Origin of the sequence: Pseudoalteromonas sp. ESRF-bin5, assembly GCF_002632075.1 — a bacterium.
GTDB lineage: Bacteria > Pseudomonadota > Gammaproteobacteria > Enterobacterales > Alteromonadaceae > Pseudoalteromonas > Pseudoalteromonas marina.
In genome coordinates this window covers 1-20,488 of record NZ_NTLW01000191.1, presented here as the reverse complement: position 1 = coordinate 20,488, position 20,488 = coordinate 1, and the positions used below count along the sequence as shown (strand labels likewise).

At 39.6% G+C, this 20,488-nt stretch carries 22 protein-coding genes; 15 read left to right on the top strand and 7 right to left on the bottom strand.

Annotated elements, in window-relative coordinates:
- Positions 1-82: 82 nt before the first annotated feature.
- Genes BCG07_RS11710 through BCG07_RS11700 form a run of 3 tightly spaced genes read left to right on the top strand, consistent with a single transcriptional unit; the run spans position 83 to position 3,079 of the window.
- Entirely contained in the window at positions 83-2,539 is a 2,457-nt protein-coding gene (locus BCG07_RS11710) for an intermembrane phospholipid transport YdbH family protein (protein ID WP_286890250.1), read from the top strand.
- A 2-nt stretch (positions 2,540-2,541) separates the two neighbouring features.
- Positions 2,542-2,739: a YnbE family lipoprotein gene (locus BCG07_RS11705; RefSeq protein WP_286890253.1), complete on the top strand. Its 198-nt coding sequence runs from the start codon at positions 2,542-2,544 to the stop codon at positions 2,737-2,739.
- A 10-nt stretch (positions 2,740-2,749) separates the two neighbouring features.
- A complete protein-coding gene (locus BCG07_RS11700) occupies positions 2,750-3,079 on the top strand; it encodes a YdbL family probable chaperone protein (RefSeq protein WP_286890251.1) in 330 nt (109 codons plus the stop codon).
- A 30-nt stretch (positions 3,080-3,109) separates the two neighbouring features.
- Here BCG07_RS11700 and BCG07_RS11695 read toward each other — a convergent pair whose 3' ends face one another.
- Positions 3,110-3,658, bottom strand: a complete 549-nt coding sequence (locus BCG07_RS11695) for a DUF1415 domain-containing protein (protein WP_286890249.1) — start codon at positions 3,656-3,658, stop codon at positions 3,110-3,112.
- 2 nt (positions 3,659-3,660) lie between these two features.
- Positions 3,661-4,938 carry a lipid IV(A) 3-deoxy-D-manno-octulosonic acid transferase gene (gene waaA, locus BCG07_RS11690; RefSeq protein ID WP_286890248.1) on the bottom strand — a complete coding sequence of 426 codons (1,278 nt, stop codon included), beginning with the start codon at positions 4,936-4,938 and terminating at the stop codon, positions 3,661-3,663.
- Between the two features lie 182 nt (positions 4,939-5,120).
- Here waaA and BCG07_RS11685 point away from each other — a divergent pair, with 182 nt between their 5' ends.
- Both BCG07_RS11685 and hldE read left to right on the top strand, forming a co-directional pair.
- Positions 5,121-5,711 carry a D-sedoheptulose-7-phosphate isomerase gene (locus tag BCG07_RS11685; protein WP_006791589.1) on the top strand — a complete coding sequence of 197 codons (591 nt, stop codon included), beginning with the start codon at positions 5,121-5,123 and terminating at the stop codon, positions 5,709-5,711.
- A complete protein-coding gene (hldE, locus tag BCG07_RS11680) occupies positions 5,711-7,150 on the top strand; it encodes a bifunctional D-glycero-beta-D-manno-heptose-7-phosphate kinase/D-glycero-beta-D-manno-heptose 1-phosphate adenylyltransferase HldE (RefSeq protein WP_286890247.1) in 1,440 nt (479 codons plus the stop codon). The genes BCG07_RS11685 and hldE overlap by 1 nt, the downstream gene beginning before the upstream one ends.
- 85 nt (positions 7,151-7,235) lie before the next feature.
- On the opposite strand, the gene BCG07_RS11675 is transcribed toward hldE, so the two are convergent.
- Positions 7,236-8,783, bottom strand: a complete 1,548-nt coding sequence (locus tag BCG07_RS11675) for a capsule assembly Wzi family protein (RefSeq protein WP_286890246.1) — start codon at positions 8,781-8,783, stop codon at positions 7,236-7,238.
- Between the two features lie 169 nt (positions 8,784-8,952).
- On the opposite strand from BCG07_RS11675, the gene BCG07_RS11670 reads away from it, so the two are divergent.
- Positions 8,953-10,026 (top strand): glycosyltransferase family 1 protein, encoded by a 1,074-nt coding sequence (locus BCG07_RS11670; RefSeq protein ID WP_243531478.1) that lies wholly within the window; start codon positions 8,953-8,955, stop codon positions 10,024-10,026.
- On the top strand, positions 10,023-11,108 hold the full coding sequence (locus tag BCG07_RS11665) for a glycosyltransferase (RefSeq protein ID WP_243531474.1): 1,086 nt from the start codon (positions 10,023-10,025) through the stop codon (positions 11,106-11,108). The genes BCG07_RS11670 and BCG07_RS11665 overlap by 4 nt, the downstream gene beginning before the upstream one ends.
- Here the strand turns inward: BCG07_RS11665 and BCG07_RS11660 are convergent.
- Complete coding sequence (locus BCG07_RS11660; protein WP_008130656.1) at positions 11,097-11,819, bottom strand: 3-deoxy-D-manno-octulosonic acid kinase; 723 nt, start codon at positions 11,817-11,819, stop codon at positions 11,097-11,099. The two genes, BCG07_RS11665 and BCG07_RS11660, sit on opposite strands and share 12 nt — an antisense overlap.
- A gap of 123 nt (positions 11,820-11,942) precedes the next feature.
- Between BCG07_RS11660 and BCG07_RS11655 the strand changes: the two genes are divergently transcribed.
- The 6 genes from BCG07_RS11655 (at position 11,943) to glpG (ending at position 17,204) form a co-directional block, all read left to right on the top strand.
- On the top strand, positions 11,943-13,004 hold the full coding sequence (locus BCG07_RS11655) for a glycosyltransferase family 9 protein (RefSeq protein ID WP_243531472.1): 1,062 nt from the start codon (positions 11,943-11,945) through the stop codon (positions 13,002-13,004).
- Positions 13,001-13,561: a D-glycero-beta-D-manno-heptose 1,7-bisphosphate 7-phosphatase gene (gene gmhB, locus BCG07_RS11650; RefSeq protein WP_243531470.1), complete on the top strand. Its 561-nt coding sequence runs from the start codon at positions 13,001-13,003 to the stop codon at positions 13,559-13,561. The genes BCG07_RS11655 and gmhB overlap by 4 nt, the downstream gene beginning before the upstream one ends.
- Before the next feature lie 168 nt (positions 13,562-13,729).
- On the top strand, positions 13,730-14,926 hold the full coding sequence (locus tag BCG07_RS11645) for a glycine C-acetyltransferase (RefSeq protein ID WP_006791581.1): 1,197 nt from the start codon (positions 13,730-13,732) through the stop codon (positions 14,924-14,926).
- Between the two features lie 43 nt (positions 14,927-14,969).
- Positions 14,970-15,995, top strand: coding sequence for an L-threonine 3-dehydrogenase (tdh, locus tag BCG07_RS11640; RefSeq protein ID WP_243531468.1), 1,026 nt, complete (start codon positions 14,970-14,972; stop codon positions 15,993-15,995).
- A gap of 67 nt (positions 15,996-16,062) precedes the next feature.
- Entirely contained in the window at positions 16,063-16,380 is a 318-nt protein-coding gene (glpE, locus tag BCG07_RS11635) for a thiosulfate sulfurtransferase GlpE (RefSeq protein ID WP_243531466.1), read from the top strand.
- Positions 16,377-17,204 (top strand): rhomboid family intramembrane serine protease GlpG, encoded by an 828-nt coding sequence (gene glpG, locus BCG07_RS11630; RefSeq protein WP_286890245.1) that lies wholly within the window; start codon positions 16,377-16,379, stop codon positions 17,202-17,204. The genes glpE and glpG overlap by 4 nt, the downstream gene beginning before the upstream one ends.
- A gap of 2 nt (positions 17,205-17,206) precedes the next feature.
- Here the strand turns inward: glpG and BCG07_RS11625 are convergent, their stop codons facing one another.
- The gene (locus tag BCG07_RS11625) at positions 17,207-17,605 is read right to left on the bottom strand and encodes a flagellar basal body-associated protein FliL (protein ID WP_006791577.1); all 399 of its coding nucleotides are present in this window, start codon (positions 17,603-17,605) and stop codon (positions 17,207-17,209) included.
- Between the two features lie 167 nt (positions 17,606-17,772).
- Here BCG07_RS11625 and BCG07_RS11620 point away from each other — a divergent pair, with 167 nt between their 5' ends.
- The gene (locus tag BCG07_RS11620) at positions 17,773-18,312 is read left to right on the top strand and encodes a chorismate--pyruvate lyase family protein (protein WP_243531464.1); all 540 of its coding nucleotides are present in this window, start codon (positions 17,773-17,775) and stop codon (positions 18,310-18,312) included.
- The gene (gene ubiA / locus BCG07_RS11615) at positions 18,309-19,187 is read left to right on the top strand and encodes a 4-hydroxybenzoate octaprenyltransferase (protein WP_243531462.1); all 879 of its coding nucleotides are present in this window, start codon (positions 18,309-18,311) and stop codon (positions 19,185-19,187) included. The genes BCG07_RS11620 and ubiA overlap by 4 nt, the downstream gene beginning before the upstream one ends.
- Before the next feature lie 5 nt (positions 19,188-19,192).
- Here ubiA and BCG07_RS11610 read toward each other — a convergent pair whose 3' ends face one another.
- On the bottom strand, positions 19,193-19,813 hold the full coding sequence (locus BCG07_RS11610) for a 2OG-Fe(II) oxygenase (RefSeq protein ID WP_010556946.1): 621 nt from the start codon (positions 19,811-19,813) through the stop codon (positions 19,193-19,195).
- A 96-nt stretch (positions 19,814-19,909) separates the two neighbouring features.
- Positions 19,910-20,488: LysR substrate-binding domain-containing protein (locus BCG07_RS11605; protein ID WP_286890244.1), on the bottom strand; the 579-nt coding region annotated here is incomplete at its 5' end.

Genomic DNA, 20,488 nt, shown 5'->3' with positions numbered 1-20,488 from the left:
TGCACTGTGCAGCCTTTTTTGATTGCGTAGATTTAAAATTACGATAGTTTGTAAGGTATGAATAAAAGCTTATAAGGATAGTATGTTAAAGCGCATTGGTTTAATTGTTGGTTTTGTATTACTAAGCATAGTATTGCTTGGTTATGTATTTCGTTTGCCATTATTACAATGGGCTGTAGCGCCTCAGCTTGAAAAAGCGGGCGTTACTTTAAGTTGTTTAGACTTTTCGCTTACCAGCAAGCTAAATGTACATGTACAAAAAGCGTGCTTGAGTTACCAAAATCAAGAGCTTGTTGTTACAGGCATTACCGCAAATACTCGCCATGTTGAAATTAAACATGCGGCGCTTAATATAAATCCACTTCCTCAAAGTGATAAAGTAAGCAGCCCTGCAAAAATTTTAGATTTAGCCCTGCCCGAAAAAAGGCCAACAATTACAGTTGAGCATTTAACTATACATGGTGCATTTTTAAAGCGCCCGCTTATGCTAAATATTATTGAGCCAACGCTTAACCAGTTTGTAGTCAATGGTGATTTAAACATAAGCGCAACGCTTTACAGTAATAAGGTACAAGGGCAGCTTAAAGTTAATGATGGATCATTAAAGCAATTACTTAAAACAGATAATGAGTTATTAAATGGACTTAGTTTTAATACAGCGCAGGCATTTAGCTTTAACGGGGTAGAGGCAAGCCTTACTGGTGATCTACAAGCCCAGTATGACTACAAAATACAAAGCTGTGATATAACAAACAGCTCCAAAGGTGTGCTAAGTGCTACCTATAATTTAAATAGCCAAAACCTTGAGCTTGACCTAAGCAAGCTTAAAAACAATGTGAAACTTAGTAATAACTGCCAATCTCTTATTCCTGAAAGTGGCTACAAGTCATTTGCCATAAAGCAGCTTCCACTTAATTGGCAATGGGCTTTAGCTAAACCAATTAATTTTGCACATAACAACCTAACCTTACCGTTAATAACGCTCAAAAGTGCAGTGCAAGCCAAGCAAAATATAGATATAACGGTTACAGATACGTTTATAAATACTGCTGCACCGTTACAAAGCGCACGCATACAGCTAAAGGCACAGCTAAATACGGATGAAATAGACGCTATAACGCTAAGTGCGCAGCTTAAAAACGCTCAATTAAGCGGTAATTACGATATTACGCTTACCGCTTTGCCTGAATTTTTACCGGCTGAGGCTAATAATATTAAAGCCCATGGCGACTTTACACTTACTCAACTTGTTGACTCTAAACCCGTAGGTAAAGTAAGTACTACATTTAGCTTTGATAAAGCCGTTGCTTATGGCACTACTATTAACACTTACACAGGTAAACTAGTGGCAAGTATGAGTGAAAAGCTAGATGCAAGCGTGGTTTTAAAAAGTGAGTTTAAAGGCGCTCAATACGAAGAGTATAAACTCACCGGTATTAATAACACCCTCAGTGCAAGGGCAAACTTAGGTGTGGGAGAGTTATTTGCTCACTTAAATGCAAACACCCAAATAAATACACTGACAAGCCCAAATGTCGATTTAAATACAATAAACGTAACGTCAACCGGGCTGCAAAGTCGCGCGCTTAAAGCGTCTCATCATGTGTTTGTAAATGGTGTTGAGCTGGTGGCCAATCACCATGTTTCAAAGGTAGCGCATCCGTTTGAAGTGATTATACCGCAGCAAAGTGTGCTTTCGTTAAATTCACTCGTTAGCCAATTTGAACCGTTAGCTCAACTCACTCAAGGCGAGTTTAATGGGCGTATTAGTGGCGATGTTAACTTACAAAAAGCCAATTTTAATTTAACTATTGATGATACCAGCGCTCTTTATAACGATTACTTAGCTAACCAGTTTAGTGCGCAACTTAGTGGGCAATATGATTCAGGGCAGCTTAATGTTGAGCGAACTACCTTTAACCTCAATGAATTAAGAGCTGGCGCAGTAGTTAATAATATCAACGGTAAAATAAAAGTGGTTAATAACAGCGCGCAAGCATTTGATATAAGAGGTAATGTGTTTGATGGGGTATTTGAATTAGATAAATACACGCTTTTAAAGCAACAGCAAACAGCCAATGTTACTTTTAAAGATATTGATGCGAGTAAACTCATTACCCTTGATGATAAGTCGGGAATTACCTTAACGGGCCGATTAAAAGGGTGGCTGCCCCTTCATTTTAGTGACAGTGGTGTAGAGGTTACAAACGGCAACTTATTAAACCAAGGTGAAGGTAAGCTTATTATTAGCAATAACGTAGCGTTTGACTCTGTTATGCAACAGCAGCAAGAATTACAGCCTGTACTGAGCTTACTTAAAAACCTTGATATACAAAAACTTAATAGTACAGTAGCACTTAAAAGTGATGGTTGGTTAAATTTAGGTGTTAACTTACAAGGCTTTAATGAGCCAGAGCAACAACAAGTTAATTTTAACTATAACCACGAAGAAAACGTGTTTACGCTTCTAAGAGCGCTAAGATTAAGTGACGAAATAACACAAAAAGTTGAGCAGCAATATTCTCAAAAAGGAAACTAATGATGAAAAATTCGTTAAGCATTAAGGTAATCATAGCCCTTGCTGCTATCAGCGCATTAAGCGCATGTACACACAGGGTAGAAGTAGCAGCTAAAGAGCCAATAACTATCAACCTCAATGTAAAGGTTGATCACGAAATTCGTGTGAAGGTAGATAAAGAACTCGATACCCTGTTCAGTGACGACAGCGAATTATTTTAGGAGCTAAATGATGACTATAAAAAATAAATTAAGTATTGCCACTTTATTTGGTGCAGTGTGTATGTCGTTTTCGGCGTGGGCGATTAGTTTAGATGATGCTAAAAGCCAAGGATTAGTGGGTGAGAACAGTTCGGGTTATTTAGGCTTAGTAGTACAAAATAGCGAAGCTAAAGCCGTTGTTGAAGAAATTAACGCAAAGCGTAAAGCTCAGTATTTAAAACTAGCTAAAAAGAACAATTTATCGCTCGCCCAAGTGGAAGCACTCGCAGCGGCTAAAACAATCGAAAAAACCCAAAGTGGTCATTATGTTGAAGTAAATGGCAGCTGGGTTAAAAAGTAACATTGAATTTGATACTTAAAAGCCGAGCCGTTATGCGCTCGGTTTTTTTATGCCTTCTAAAAGTTGCTGCCAAAAGTCGAATCCTTTGCGCCTTGCAAGTTTTATATTGTGCTCAGGTATAGATTCAGGCTCGTTATAGTTATCAAGCGCTTCGCTCATACTTAATTCGCGAATTAAATGCAATGTAGGGTAGGGAGCTCGGTTTGTGTAATTTGCGGCATCATCTTCGTCGCTGTCGGCAAACACGTAATCGGGATGAAAATTAGCAATTTGATATTTACCTTCAAAGCCTTGTGCAACCAGTAGCGCATTGGCTAAATCAACTAAATCTAAAAAGTCTTCAAAATCGCTAAAGCCGTAATCAAACAGTATTAATGTGGTTTCGCGCTCTGGATTTTGATTAAGCTGTGTGCATTGCTCAAGCATATCCATTACCGCATCATCAATTTTTACTGCTGGGCTAAGTACATAATGAATGCAGTTGTTCTCAACTTCTTTGCGGGCAAATGGGCAAAAGTTATATTTTACAATAACAGACGATACCCACTCACGGGTTTGAGTAATAGCTAAATTGGTCATGCTTATGGCTCTAAATACTGATTAATTATGGTTAATGTTTTTTTAATGGCGCCTTGGTTTTTTAATACGCACTGCTGCGCTTTATTCCCTAAAGTTTGGCAAGCTTTAGTGTTTTGGCTTAAGTTAATTAATTGTGTAGCAAGTTCATCGGTGTTTTCAACAGCCACAGCGCCTTTTAATTTTATAATCTCAGGGTAGATATGATCGAAATTATACGTATGTGGGCCAGTTATTACGCCAACTGAAAAAGCTGCAGCTTCAAGTGGGTTATGCCCGCCGCGGCGAATTAAACTGCCGCCTACATAACTGACATTACCAGCCCCATATAAACATTGCAGCTCGCCAAGTGTATCAGCTAATAGTACTTGCTCTTTTTGATAGTTATTGTTGCTGCGACGGCTAAAGCTAAGCGGGCTTTGAGCTACCGTGTTGGCTACTTTATCAAACTGCTCAGGGTGTCGAGGAGCAATAACTAAAAGCGAATTAGGGTGTTTTTTTAATAGTTGCTGGTGGGCATTTAATATCATTTCGTGCTCAAGTGGGTGAGTAGAGCCTGCTACCCATACAAAACGCTCTTGGGTTTTATATTGTGCTTTAAGGTTTGCAACTGAGGCTAGTTGCTCATTGCTTGGGCTTATATCAAACTTAATTGAGCCTGTAACATGGCTTTTTGAGGGGGGTAAACCGAGCTCAATAAACCGCTCGGCATCTTTTTTATTATGGCTTGCAAGTACCGTGATTGAACGCATAATTATTTGCGTTAACTTGGGCACCTTTTGGTACCCTTGTTGCGATTTTTCGCTCAAGCGAGCATTAAGTACCAGTACCGGAATATTCTTTTTATGGCTTATTGCCATTAAGTTTGGCCAAAGCTCGGTTTCTAATATGCATAGCGCTTGTGGGTTTATACGTTTTAAAAATCGGGCGGTCGAAAACGCAAAGTCCATAGGTAAATAACTACACGCCACGGTATTTTTAAACTGATTAATTATTTGCTCGCGACCTGTAGGGGTATTGCAGGTAATGAGTATATTAAGCTGTGGGTGTTGTTTTTGCAGCGCTTTAATAAGAGGTGCAGCTGCAAGTACTTCACCTACAGAGGCGCAGTGCACAACTAACGGTTTGCCTTTGCTTGTAAATAAGCTTTTGCTCACAAAGCCAAAACGCTCTTTAAAGTGTGCGCGATAGCCCTTGTTTTTTTTACCTCTTAATACATATAAGTAAAATACAATCAGCGGGCTAATTAAAATTAAAGCGAATGAGTAAAAAATGCGTGCCATACTGAACTTTTATTGAGGTAAGTGCCCTTAGTTTAACGCGAAAGTGATAATTTCTGAACATGTGAAGCACTAAATTATGTTCCAGTTCAGCTATATTCCTATAAAATACACACAACTAAATAAAACTGTGGAATAATGGATTTAATTTTTTCCTGCCATTTCAGTTCCTAGAGGAATTTTTCATGTCAATTATCGATTCTGTGGCAACAAGCTACGTTGAAAGTTTAAACCGTCATCAAGCCTTATTTGAAACGATGGAGGCTTATCATCAAGAGTCTATGCAGTTATTAGAAGTATGCCATAGTGCATTACAAGCTGGTGGTAAGGTTATTTGGTTTGGTAACGGCGGGAGTGCAGCGGACGCTCAGCACTTAGCGGCCGAATTTGTAGTACGTTATAAATTAGAACGCGGACCGCTTGCGTCTATGGCACTCACAACCGATACGTCAATTCTTACTGCACACAGTAACGACTACCACTTTGATACCGTGTTTGAGCGCCAAGTTCAGGCGCTTTGTAAACCAGAAGATTTAGTGATTGGTTTAACAACCTCAGGTACCAGTGCAAATATCAATTTAGCACTTGAAGCGGCTAATAAAATTGGCGCATTTACAGTTGCATTAACAGGCCGTGATGGCGGAAAAGTAAAAGACATTGCCAAGCTGCCAATTATTATCAAAAACGATGAAACAGCACGTATTCAAGAAGCGCATATGTTTATTGGCCACTGGTTATGTGAAGCCATAGATATGGTTGTTGCGGAGCAGCAGTAATGGATTTATCGCTATTAAAAAACTTATCTAAAGCGCGTATTTTAGTGGTGGGCGATGTAATGCTTGATCGCTACTGGTACGGTGACACTGGGCGCATTTCGCCTGAAGCGCCAGTACCTGTTGTTAAGGTAAGCAAGTTTGAAGACAAAGCTGGTGGCGCTGCCAATGTTGCTAAAAACATTGCTAGGCTTGATGCCAAAGTTGGGCTACTTGGCTTAGTTGGCGAGGATGAAAGCGGGCAAATTTTAGAAACAATTTTAAAAGGTGAAAAAATAAGCTCACAACTTGTTAGTGTGTGTGATTTACCGACTATTTCTAAAATGCGTGTTATTAGCCGCCATCAACAACTTGTACGCCTTGATTTAGAAGAAACCTTTAGCGAGCAGCATAGCCAACTGTTATTAAATCGCTTAGAGCTGGTGCTTGATGAATACGACTTTGTGGTGTTTTCTGATTACAGCAAAGGCTCGCTGAGCTTGATTAAAGAAATGGTTAACGTTGCCAAAGCGGCGGGTAAAACCGTGCTTATAGACCCTAAATCGCCAGACTTACATTTGTATGAGGGCGCAGACTACATTACGCCTAACTTGCATGAGTTTAATTTAGCAGGTGGTAAAACCGGCTCTGAGGACATTTTAGCGCAAAGTGCCCGTGAGCTTATTAGTAAAAATGGTATTAAAGCCATGCTACTTACACGCTCAGAGCAAGGTATGTCGTTAATTAATGCCGATGAAAAACACGACTTTGCAGCTCAGCAATTAGAAGTGAGCGATGTAACTGGCGCAGGCGATACCGTAATTGCAACTTTAGCTGTAATGCTTGGGGCAGGTATGGAGCCTAAAGATGCGGTAGAAATTGCTAATTTAGCAGCGGGCATTGTAGTAAGTAAATTGGGGGCAGCTACAGTGTCACCAGAAGAGTTAAGCCAAAAGTTAGGCCAATACTTACACACCAATGGAGAACACTACCAAACTCCGTTTGATGATGTACTGCAGCATATTGAGTTTGCAAAGCAAAACGGCGAAACCATTGTATTTACCAATGGTTGTTTTGATATTTTACACGCAGGTCACGTGCGCTATTTGGCACAAGCCAAAGCGCGTGGCGATCGACTCGTTGTTGGGCTAAATAATGATGATTCAATCACTCGCTTAAAAGGCCCTGAACGCCCGATAAACCCGCTTGATGAGCGTGCAATGGTATTAAGTGCACTTGCCTCTGTTGATTGGGTGATTCCCTTTGGCAGCGCTGAGGAAAACGATACACCCGCTAAATTAATCGAGCAAATAAGCCCTGATATTTTAGTGAAAGGTGGCGATTATACCGTAGAGCAAATAGCCGGTGCCGATCATGTACTGCGCCATGGCGGCAAAGTAGAAGTGCTGACATTTTTAGATGGCTGTTCAACGTCAAAAGTGATTAGCAAAATAAAGCAATAAGTATATTTTGCGAATAAAAAAGGGATGAAAGTGTTGCTTTCATCCCTTTTTTTAAAGCCTAAATATAGTGTATTTAAAATACTGGCTAAAAGTTATATTCGTATTTAGCAAAGGCAGATGTGTCATTTTCTGCATCGTCATTTTGAGATGCAAAAGCACCTAATGTTAAACGCCCACCCATAGTGATTTTTCTATAGCGAAGCTCAAGCTGTTTAGAACTGTAGCCCGTCTTGGTTATTGAGTTACCAATGTCAGGATTGTTCGGGTATAAATCACTGTTGTCGCTATTGTAATCCACGCTGCGTAGCTTTACTTGCCAATCATCGCCGTTTGAAAGTTGTCCAAGTATTGTTAACACCACTGATTGCGCATCGTTATCAAACGTTGAGCCTATGGTGCGGCCATGGTAACGGTAACCTGATTTATAATCTGAGTGTTCGTAATAACAGTTTTCATTGGTTGATTCCGCTGCGCACGAAACACCCGTATCTATGTACTCTACATTCACTAATAAATTTTGATTGTAAATACGTTGGGTCGTTTGCACACCAAATAAGTAAGCTCGGTCAGCAGGTTTAAATTGTGAGCTGGCATCCTCACCTATGGTGCTGGCATAAATGGCGTATGGGTGGCTAAACAATGTGTCAGACCAGCGAATATCGAGGCCTGCAAGTTGATTTCCAATTTTAGACTCTAGCTGACTGTCGCAATTTTCATTACCATTAATGCAAGTTGTTTGCCCTGTAATGACATCAATAAAATCACCAGCAGAACTTGGCTGACCTTCACCTGCCCACTGCGCCGACCAACTTACTGCAATTTCTAATTGTTGTAGTGGGCGTATATTTAAGCGACTACTCCACAGTAATGCATCAGGAATCACTCTGGTTGATTCGAGCTTGGCCATTTGTGCTGTAAAACTCCATTGGCCTATCCAGCTTAACCAAGGTGTTTCAAAGGCGGTGCTTTGTTCACGCGTAATACTTAAAGCGGGAAGCGGCTTTGCATTGCCAGACATTATCAAGCTATTGTCGATACCAGGTCCCCAAAACTGCTCAACAGCACCGCCTCTAAATATCCAATTACCTAGCCTATAGGCTACGTAACTACCATCAAATGAGGTATCGTCACAATCAGTTAATGCTTGCTCATCTTTTACAATGTCATCGCTAGTTTTTCCGTTAATGAAGCATTTTTTACCGTCTTTTCTAGAGCTTAGTGCAACTTTAGCGGCAAAATTATCACCTAGGTAGGCATACGCTGCCGAAAGCGCTGATTTTTGAGTGTTGGTCGCGCCAAAGCTTGTTGTATGTATTGGATCTGTGGCTGCATAAGCTGATAATTGCACACTATGTGAACTTGCGTTTTCAGATTTATAACGATGCTTTACACGCAGTAATGCGTCTTGCAAGCTTGGAGATAATTGCTCGATGGGCATACTGTTAACATCATTAATAAAGCTCTTCCACATTAATGGGTATGTTGTTACCGGCGCTAAAATAATACCGGCGTCGGCTAGCTGTTGTATGTCAGCTTTTAGTCCGTAGTCATCTGGTTTAACCCATGGTTCAGCATTAACAGATAAACTGATAGCACTAAATAATGTTGAAAGAATAAAAATTCTGTGTCGCAAAGTTCAGGTCCTTGTGATTAAGATTGCTGGCAAGTTTACCAATCTAAGTATGTTATTGCAGTAAATATTCAAATTTATAGGGTCAATTAAATGTATAAAAATGTAACCTATCTATCGTAACAAAGGCCTGATTGATATACTAAAGATCAAATAGGAAATTGAGAATGCAATGAGCAACAAACGACTTTTATTTATTCCAGTATCGTCACCAGAAGGAATTGGTGAATATATGCGCTCGTTGTTGTTGGCTAATGGGTTGCTCGCTGAGTTTGCTGGGATGCTTGATATTCATTTTATTTTAAACAAGCACACAACTTACGCCGATGTTTGCCCCTTTGATACCACTTTACTTGAGAGCTCAGCAACCAAAGAAGTTGCATTAGTGTGTGACTTTATCACTGCATACAAACCCGACGTTGTTGTTTTTGATTGTGCTGGGCGCGCAGCACATATGAAAGCGGCAAAAGAGGTGGGTGCTAAAGTTGTTTTTATTTCTCAACATGAAAAAAAGCGCGCAAAAGGATTAAAGCTCAATCGTGCAAATCTAATTGATGTACATTGGGTTGTACAGCCAGACTATTGTATTGCGCCTTTAAGTTGGGTGGAAACTACAAAGCTAGACATGTTTCCCCTTGCTTATCCACGTAATGTTGGGCCTTTTGTTGCACACGCATCAGAGGAGCAAAAAAAGCAAGTGTTGAACAAGTACGGGCTTGAAGAGAATAATTACTTACTAGTAAATGCAGGTTCTGGTGGGCATACATTTAATAATTTAAATTGTGCAGATACCTATTTCGATACCGCGCTCAAAGCGGGTAAAAAAACGGGTTTAAAAACAGTGGTCGTGTTTGGCTCTAATTATACAAAAATATTACCAAAAACAAGCGAGATTATTTGTTTAACAAGTTTAGAGGGAACTGATTTTTTAGCTTTATTGAGTCAAGCAAAGTTAGCTTTATTGAGTGCTGGTGATACTTTGTTGCAGGCTATTGCATTGCAAACTCCTGTGATAGCTTGTGCTATTTCAAAAGACCAACATACCCGCCTAGAAAATTGTGTTAATGCCGGCGTAGCCATCAAAGCAAGTCTTAATCCTGATGATATAGTGTCTAAAATTGAATACGTAATAGATGATAGGCACTATAAGCCTCTCTTGGCTAAATATCGTAAATTAGAGAGTCCTCAAAGTTATAGTGTAATTACGAGTGCGGTAAAAAATATGCTTGCAGGAAGCCGTGCATGAACATTGTAATTGTTATTGACTCCCTTGTTGGCGGTGGTGCAGAAAAAGTTATGCTTACTTTAGCTGAGCAACTTGTTGAACTTGAGCATCACGTTACTTTATTGTCAATTGCAAGCTCCATTGAATATGACATCCCTGAATGCATTAATGTCGATAGTTTATTTCCTGATAGGGCTTCAAAAGTCGATCGCTTTTGGAACATAAATAAAAGCATTGCGAAGTTAGAAGCCTGGTTTAACAATAAACAAAGCGATATAGGTACTATAGATTTAGTACTTTCAAACCTTGATAGAAGTAATAATTTACTCGCTAAAAGCACGGTTAAAAATGTGCATTTTGTTGTGCATAACTCAGTAAATTCAGAGCTTGCTAGGCAAAAAAAGTTAGGTCCGTTCTCTTATCGCTATCTTAAAAAATCAAAGCAAAACTTAAATGGTAAGTCACTTGTTTGTGTATCTAAAGGTGTAGAGCAAGAAATCACTCAAGGCAATTTAATTACGCCAAGTGCAATAACCACTATTTATAACCCCTTTAATTTAGCCGAAATAAAACGCCAATCTGATGACGTTAATATAGCTATTCCGCAGTCGCCTTATTTGATTCATGTAGGGCGCTTAGCTAAGCAAAAACGCCACGATATTTTATTTGCGGCATTTGCCAAGCTTGATAAAAAATACAAATTGGTTCTTTTATGTAACAAGCCTAGTAAAGCATTTAAGCTTGCAAAAGAGTATGGCATCGCAGAGCAACTAATTGTCCCTGGGTTTGAACAAAATCCGTATAATTGGATTAAGCAGGCTGAAGCATTGGTGTTGAGCTCTGACTTTGAAGGGTTGCCAACAGTATTAATTGAAGCATTAGCTGTTGGCACGCCGGTAGTAAGTACTAATTGTACGTTTGGGCCTAGCGAAATATTAACAGGCGAACTGGCTAATTACTTAGTACCTATAGGAAATAGCGAAGAGCTAGCGGCTAAAATAAAACACGTTTTAGCAAATAAGCCGAGTGTGGAAAACGCCGATATTTTGCAAAAAGTGGATGCTAAGCTAGTAGCTCAGCAGTATTTGGCTCTACGCAGATAGTTTTTGGCTATAAAGGGCATTGAACGTTTCCCAATCATTGCTTTGCCAATTAAAGACGCTATTACGGCCTTGCTCTTTTGAAAATGAACGCTTTAAGCGCGCTATATTACTTTGTTGCCATTGCGGGTTAGGAACTTTTAACTCCCCGCGATCAAAGTCGATAATATATACGTCGCCGTCTTCATTAAATAAAATATTATTGATATTTAAATCGGCGTGATACACCCCTTTGTTATGAAATAGCGCAATAGTGTTGGCTATGCTTTCAAGCTCACTACTATTTAAAGGGCGCTCAATTAGAACGTCGAGCAGGCTTTTAGCACCGCTAACCGCTTGTGTAATTATATCGCCGCGGTAAATCAAACCACTAGTGCTTACTCTGGCTGCAATTGGCTTGGGTACATTTAGACCGAGTTCAATAAGCTTTATCATTAAGCTGAACTCTTTACATACGCGGGTGTTTTTAAGGCCAAGATAGAGGTATTGATCGCTCAATACCTTACCAACCAAACCGCCACGCCAGTAATGCCTGAGTACAGCAGTTAAATCATCATGTTTAAAAAACCATGCTGTAGCGCGGCCTTTTTTAGCGCCTACTATTTTATTTTGCTTTTGCCAATAAGTTGCATCAAACCAGCTTATATCAACAAGGTTAAAATAATCTGGATGGCTTAAAATAGTGTGTTTGCCTTGCGTTAGTGTTTTAAACATAGCTCGTTAAAATAATTCAATAATAGGTATATATTAACGTGTTTTATGGCGCAGGATAAGTGCTTGCATTAACGCGAGTATAATTTAAGATCCCAGCATACTATTTAAAGCCTAACGGAATGCGTGACTCAAGTGCCTAACTACTCCTCTATTTGTATTTTAAGACTCTCTGCTATTGGTGATGTATGTCATGCTGTTAGTGCTGTTCAAGCAATTCAAAAAGCGCACCCTAATGCAAAAATAACCTGGGTAATGGGTAAAATAGAGGCTATGTTACTTGCTGATTTACCGGGCGTAGAGCTGGTAATATTTGATAAAAAAGAAGGTAGAGCAGCGCTTAAAAAATTAAAAAATACCTTTAATGGTAAGCAGTTTGACGTGCTTCTTAATATGCAGGTGGCATTAAGAGCAGGCTTTGTAGCGCGCTGTATACCTGCAAAAGTAAAAATAGGCTTTGATTGGGCACGCTCAAAAGAACTACACAGTTTGTTTATAAATAAACGCATAGCCCCACAAAAAGAAGCACATGTGCTAGAGGGATTTAAAGGGTTTGCGGGTGCAATTGGTGTAGATGATTACACGCCTACATGGCAAATGCCTTACAGCGCACAAGATGAAAACAAAGCAGATGAGTTACTAGGGCAAGAGTATTTAGCCAACAAGCTATTTGTAATTTCGCCAGCGGCTAGTAAAGCTCAGCGAAACTGGTTGCCTGAACGTTATGCTGTACTTGCTGACTACGCGCACGAGCAAGGTTTTAATGTTGCTTTAACCGGCGGGCCTACTGAGCTTGAAGTAAATTTAGCGAATAACATTATAAAACATAGCAATAGCCCAATTTTAAATTTAGTTGGTAAAACAAAGCTTAAAGAGCTGCTATGTGTTTTAAAAAGAGCTGATTTAGTCCTTGCCCCCGATACTGGCCCTGCTCATATGGCAGTAACGGTTGGCACACCAGTTGTTGGTTTATATGCCCACTCGAACCCTGCACGCACTGGCCCTTATTTATATCAAGATTATGTGGTAGAGGTTTATCATCAAAATTTACTTGAGCAAACGGGTAAAACTGCGCAGCAAGTCCCCTGGGGTACCCGAGTTAAAGGGGATGATTTAATGAGCCAAATAACCATAGATAGCGTAAAAACAATGTTTGACCATGTTGTGAACAAAGAGGGGCTTGAATGAGTATTAAACTACATAAAGCGCTTTTTTTAGACCGTGACGGCGTGGTAAATGTAGACCACGGCTATGTATATCAAAGTGAAAAGTTTGAATTTATTAAAGGCATTTTTAGCACCTGTAAAAAGTTTTATGATGCAGGCTACAAAATTATAGTAGTGACTAACCAATCAGGTATTGGGCGTGGTTATTATACTGAGGCTGAATTTAAAGCGCTTACTCAGTGGATGAAAACGCAATTTAGTAACCACAACATTGAAATTGCCGATGTTTATTTTTGTCCTCATCACCCTAAAAAGGCTTTACCAGAATATTTAAAGCAATGTGATTGCAGAAAGCCAGCCCCAGGCATGTTGCTGCAAGGCATTAAGGAGCATAATATCGATCCTGAGCAGAGTATTATGGTTGGTGATAAGCTCAGTGACATGCAAGCTGCTCAAAAAGCCGGTATTGCAACCCAAGTATTAGTGCACTCGGGGCAAAGCTTTGACGAAAGCGCAAAGCAACATGCCGATTTAGTGATTGATTCAATAGATGATTTAACTAAACGTTTACCGTTATAAAAACACGCTTTATTTAAGCGTGTAAACTGGCACATATTCCTTACATTGAGCGCGTTTGCGACGAACTGCAAACCGTGCATTTTTCTCGTTAAACTTTTACAATACACACCATCATAAACAGTGGCATCAACGTTGTTGTTTACCCGTTCAATTAAATGGAGACTACAGATGAGAGCATCTGCTTTTTTTAGCCAATTACAAGAGCAAATTGAAGACGTTAAAGCCCAAGGCCTTTATAAAAGCGAGCGTATAATTACCTCGCAGCAACAAGCTCAAATTGAAGTAGCATCTGGCGATAAAGTTATTAACTTTTGTGCTAACAACTACTTAGGTCTAGCAAATAGTCCTGAGTTAATTAAAGCAGCGCAAGGCGGTTTAGACGACCACGGTTTTGGTGTGGCCTCTGTGCGTTTCATCTGTGGTACGCAAGACATTCACAAAACACTTGAGCAAAAAATTAGTGCATTTTTAGAAACCGAAGACACCATTTTATACTCTTCTTGTTTTGATGCTAATACAGGCTTGTTTGAAACTATTTTAGGTGCTGAAGATGCAATTATTTCTGATTCACTTAACCATGCTTCGATTATCGATGGCGTTCGTTTATGTAAAGCTAAGCGTTTTCGCTATGCAAATAACGACATGGCTGATCTAGAAAAGCAATTAATTGCCGCAGACGAAGCGGGCGCTAAAACAAAGTTAATTGCCACCGATGGCGTGTTCTCTATGGACGGCGTAATTTGTAACTTAGAAGCTGTGTGCGATTTAGCAGATAAGTACGATGCGCTTGTTATGGTTGATGACTCTCACGCTGTAGGCTTTGTTGGCGAAAATGGTAAGGGTACACCTGAATACTGTAACGTACTTGACCGTGTAGATATAATTACTGGTACATTGGGTAAAGCGCTGGGCGGCGCATCAGGTGGTTACACTTCAGGTAAAAAAGAAATTGTTGAGTGGTTACGTCAGCGTTCGCGCCCTTACTTATTCTCAAATTCATTAGCACCTTCAATTGTAACTGCATCAATTAAAGTACTAGAGATGCTTGAAAATGGTGGCGAGCTTCGCGCTAAGCTTTGGTCTAATGCTAAATATTTCCGTGAGCAAATGGAAGCGGCAGGCTTTACCTGCGCAGGTAAAGATCATGCCATCATTCCTGTGATGCTAGGTGACGCTAAAGTGGCCTCACTTATGGCTGATAAATTACTTGCAGAAGGTATTTATGTGACTGGTTTTTCATTCCCTGTTGTACCAAAAGGCCAAGCACGTATTCGTACGCAAATATCAGCAGCGCACAGTATAGAGCAGCTAGATACAGCGATTGCAGCCTTTACCCGCATTGGTAAAGAAATGGGCGTTATTTAATTTTTAAAACTAAGAAATGACTTGGTTTTTGTGAGCGTAAATTATGAAAGCATTATCTAAATTAAAAGCAGAACCGGGTATCTGGATGACAGATGCACCTAAGCCTGAAGTGGGCCATAACGATCTGTTAATTAAAATACGTAAAACAGCGATTTGTGGCACCGACGTTCATATTTATAAATGGGACGAGTGGGCGAGTAAAACAATTCCTACACCAATGGTTGTTGGTCATGAGTACGTTGGTGAAGTGGTTGATATGGGTCAAGAAGTTCGCGGCTTTTCAGTGGGTGACCGGGTATCTGGCGAAGGTCATATTACCTGTGGGCATTGTCGAAATTGTCGTGCTGGGCGTGTGCATTTATGCCGTAATACCACAGGCGTTGGTGTTAACCGCGAAGGCGCGTTTGCTGAGTACTTAGTCATTCCAGCATTTAATGCATTTAAAATTCCAGACAATATATCTGACGAATTAGCCTCTATTTTTGACCCATTTGGCAATGCTGTACACACAGCACTTTCGTTTGAGCTAGTAGGAGAAGATGTACTAATTACTGGTGCCGGTCCTATAGGTATTATGGCTGCAGCTGTTGCAAAACATGTAGGCGCGCGTCATGTAGTAATTACTGATGTTAACGAGTACCGATTAGAGCTTGCTCGCAAAATGGGCGCAACTCGCGCGGTGAATGTTGCAAATGAAAAGCTTGAAGATGTTATGACCGACCTAGGCATGACAGAAGGCTTTGATATTGGTCTTGAAATGTCGGGTGTGCCAAGTGCATTTAATTCAATGCTGAACAATATGAACCATGGTGGCAAAATTGCCATGCTCGGTATTCCACCATCAGACATGGCAGTAGATTGGAACCAAGTTATTTTTAAAGGTTTAGTGATTAAAGGTATTTATGGTCGCGAAATGTTTGAAACCTGGTACAAAATGGCAAGTTTAATACAGTCAGGTCTTAATTTAAGCCCAATCATTACACATCAATATTCTGTAGATGACTTCCAAGCTGGCTTTGATATGATGATTTCAGGTCAGTCAGGAAAAGTAATTTTAAACTGGGATTAATTCCAAAAAAATTGCAAGAAGGGCGGCTATGGCCGCCTTTTTTATTTTATTTATTAAAGAGAGTTCAATGGCATTTAAACATATATCTATTGCGCAAACGCATGAGTTATTAGACAAAGAAGACGTAGTAATTGCAGATATACGCGATCCTAACTCATATCAAGCAGGCCATATTCCGGGGGCAGAGGCACTATCGAACGCAAACATTGCCCAGTTTATGATGGAAAAAGAGTTTGATCAGCCCATTATTATTGTTTGTTACCACGGCATGAGTTCGCAAGGTGCTGCTAGTTACTTAGTTGAGCAAGGTTTTGAGGATGTATATAGCATGGATGGTGGCTTTACAGCCTGGGAAGCGGCCTACAGCGAGAAAGTTGAACGATGATAGAGCTTGGCAGTTTAAATAACCCGCGTGCCGCACAAGGCTTTATAGATTATTTAAAAAGCCAAGGTTTAGACGGGCACTTACATTCAACTGATGGTAGCCACGTTATTATTAGCGTATCTGAAGAGCATTTTCATCAGGTACAGCTGCTTTGGGCTGAGTTTACTCAAAACCCAGGCCATTCTCGTTACCAGCAAGCTTCTTGGAGTGTAGGTAGTACGCAATCACCTTTAAAATACCAAGGGCAATCGCTTAACCTTAAAGCGCGGTTCAAAGCGCTGAGTTGGCTTAATCAATCGGTAAGTGTACTCAGTATTGTTATTTATGTTGCATTTTTACTGGGTGGTTTCGAGAGCATTTATTCTGCATTACAGTTTAACCCCTCATACCCATTGACGTGGTTTACGCCAGCCTTGGTTCACTTTAGTGCTATACATATTGTGTTTAACTTAATTTGGTGGATATCGCTTGGTGACAATATTGAAAAACAATGCGGAAAATTGAGCTTAATTGGCCTGTTTTTTATTACTGCTTTAATTAGTAGTTGGGCGCAATATTTAATTGTTGGGCCTAATTTTGGTGGGCTAAGTGGCGTGGTATACGGCTTACTGGGGTATTGCTGGATCCATAGCTTTTTAAATCCAGAAAAACCCGCATTGGTGAGTACCTCAATTATAGGTTTTATGCTTGTTTGGTTAGTACTTGGTTTTGCTGATGTGTTGTTTATTGGAATGGCTAATTGGGCACATTTAGGGGGGCTAGTGAGCGGAATGGCGTTTGCCTACACCGCTCAACTGTTTACTAAAAAGCATACAAATAGTTGAATTTAGTGGTACAAATACTTTGTAAATAGTACTTCACGTATAATTTCTTGGCCTGTTTCTTCTTTTAACAGGCTTTTTAATTTTTCTATACATTTTGCGCGAATTTCTTCTCGACCAGTCAATGACTTTATTTTTTCTTCTGGCTCTTTCGAAAAAATCTCTACAATAGCATCTCTTAATAAAGGAGTATGATGTTCAACAATGGCTATGTCTGAATTGTTACTAAGCATTAGGTCAACGGTAACGCGCACGTAACCCATTTTTTTACTTGATGCGCCAATATAATTAGTAATTATGTCAGGTTCAAAACCAAAATAACCAACCGTTGACTCTGCACGGGCACTTAGGCTCACTAAACTCATAATTAATGTAAGAAGACCTACGTATACTATTTTTTTCATATTTAAAGCGTTTCCGAAAACCTGTTGTAAATAGTTTATACTTAATAATAGGTAATAAACAGCGCCAAGCAATTATTTATATTAGTTACTTAGGTTGGTGAATAGGCACTTTTTCAAATGCTTAGGCAATGTTATCATTTGCTTGGATTATATTTTATTGAGTTATTGTGACAACTTTTCCTTTATCTTTATCAGCTAACTGGCTATCGGATATACAAACCGATGACTTAACACCTACAGAGCAAGAATGGCTTTTTGAGCCGCATTCTTTAACCGCTAAGCTAAAAAGTAAAGCAACCTCTTTTAGTGTAAAAGTACTCAGCGAACAGGCGTTTAATTTAAGTCATGAACAACAGCAATTACTAGGCTGTAAAACGTCATCGGCGTTAAACCGAGAGGTGCTTTTGTTGTGCGATAATAACCCCATGGTTTACGCTCAAAGTTGGCTGCCAAATAACCAAACGCACAACTCGCTTCATAATATGGGGGAGCGCCCTTTAGGCGATGTTATTTTTCAACAACCTGAGCTTGTTCGTCAAAATATTGAAATTGCGCGTTTTGATAGCAAACATTCATTACAGAATTTGGTTACCAAGCTAAATTTACCAACTCAAACTCTATTAGGCAGGCGTAGCGTGTTTTCGTTAAATGATTACCAATTTTTGGTGGCGGAAGTATTTTTACCTGGGGCGTACCTTTACTCATGAAATTAGCAGGTTTAAAAGCAAAACATTTTTCTTATTATTTACAGCTTATGCGTGTTGATAAGCCCATAGGTACTTTATTGCTTTTATGGCCAACCTATTGGGCTTTATGGCTCGCAAATAGTGGGATGCCGAGCTTAATTAATTTTATAGTGTTTACTTTGGGGGTTGTAGTAATGCGTAGTGCAGGCTGCGTGATAAATGATTTTGCAGATAGAAAAATAGATGGTTCTGTAAAACGCACAGCCCAACGTCCTCTTGCATCTGGTACGGTCGCAAGCGGCGAAGCGCTAAGTCTATTTTTATTACTGATCACTTTAGCGTTTATTTTGGTTTTAATGCTGAGCGTTAACACTATTTTATTGTCTGTTGGAGCACTTGCGCTCGCGTTTTGCTATCCGTTTATGAAGCGATATACCCAGTTGCCGCAAGTAGTGTTGGGTGCAGCATTTGGTTGGGCAATTCCTATGGCTTATATGGCATCTATTGATGCATTACCTCTTCAGGCTTGGTTGCTGTTTGTTGCTAATGTATGCTGGACGGTTGCGTACGATACCATGTATGCCATGGTCGATAGAGATGATGATATTAAAATTGGTGTTAAATCGACTGCTATTTTATTTGGTTGTTTTGACCGCCATATCATTTTTATATTAAATGCTCTATTTATCGCACTTGTTGCTTATATTGGGTTTATTAATCAGTTAAACATGGCTTTTTGGGCTGGATTACTTATAGCCACAGCATTACTCGCTTACCAACAAGTATTAATTTTAAAACGTGATAGAGACGCATGCTTTAAAGCTTTTTTAAATAATCATTATGTGGGTATGGCTATTTTTATTGGTTTATTGCTCTCGTACCCCATTAGCATTTAGTTATATTAACGAGGTGGATCAACTATTCCGCTAATGGATGCGTTTTTTCTAAACCAGCCAGCAATTGAATACCGATTATCTACTGCTGGTAATACTTCGTGAACAAAGCGTTCGCTTTCAAATAAAACTAATGTCCCCGCTTTTGGCGAAATGCTCACCTCAACCACTTTGCTTTTGGGTTTATAAATAACAAGCTCACCGCCCTCATTGGGCGTGTTTAAGTATAAAACGCTAGTAAATACCCTATTAGAGCGCCCTTTAAATGCATCGACATGTTTTTTATAAAAATCACCGTGAGTGTATTTTGCGTAGTGACATTCGTAATCAAACAGCCCCATAAAAAAAGTGCGATTGAGCGTTGTGCGAATACTCTCCATAACAGCTAGGTAGGTTAATTGTGCTTGGGATGAACCATCAAACCAATAAGTTTGATCTTTTCGAATATTATCGTCAATTTGTAAATGATTTAAGCGACCAATACCAGCATGGCTAAAATGCGGATTTATGCGATAACAATCAGCCATTAAATCAGCTATTAATTCTTTGTTTAATGCATTAGGAATAACTGTATAACCGCGGCTTTCAATGTCGTTATAAAACGGGCCATCGGCTGAAAAGTTGATCATTTAGGAGGTTCTTTTTTTGAAGGTGCGCCAGTTTAGCCGAAAAAGAGTAAAAAGCTATTGTTTTGTGTCGCACCTGTCTCAAAAAAGAACGCTGAATTAATTAAGGGTTGTGGCTGCTTTTTTAATAAGTGAAAGCAAATGTGCTAAGTGCTCCGTAACCGTGGTTTGTTGGTTTGTTTGAACAATTAGTTGCTCATGGCTTAAATCTTTATTTGTTTTTAACTGAACAAGGTCGGTGTGTTCTGCCACAGTGTTTGCATGCTCAATGCTGGCGATTGCAAAACTATCGGATTTAATAATGCCAGAGATAACCTGTTCAATACTGCCCATTTTGATAGTTGATGATTTATTTAAAGAATCAATGGCCTCGTTCAGCATGCTTTGAACTTGTTTTGATTGAGAGAAACAACCAAAGGCTGAATAGGAGTCTAGTTGGTGTTTGCTTATGTCATTTTTTTGGGCAAGCGGGTGATGCTTAGATACAAATAAAATAAGCTGATCAGGCAAATGAATATCACTACCAATACTATTTACAGCTTGAGAATAAACGCTAATGTCTATTTCACCTTCCTGAAGCTTGCGTGTTAACTCATGCTGTTCTTGCAATTGCATTTCGATTTTTACATGTGGGTATTGCGCTAAAAATTGACCGCATGAAATAGGCACAATGTTACT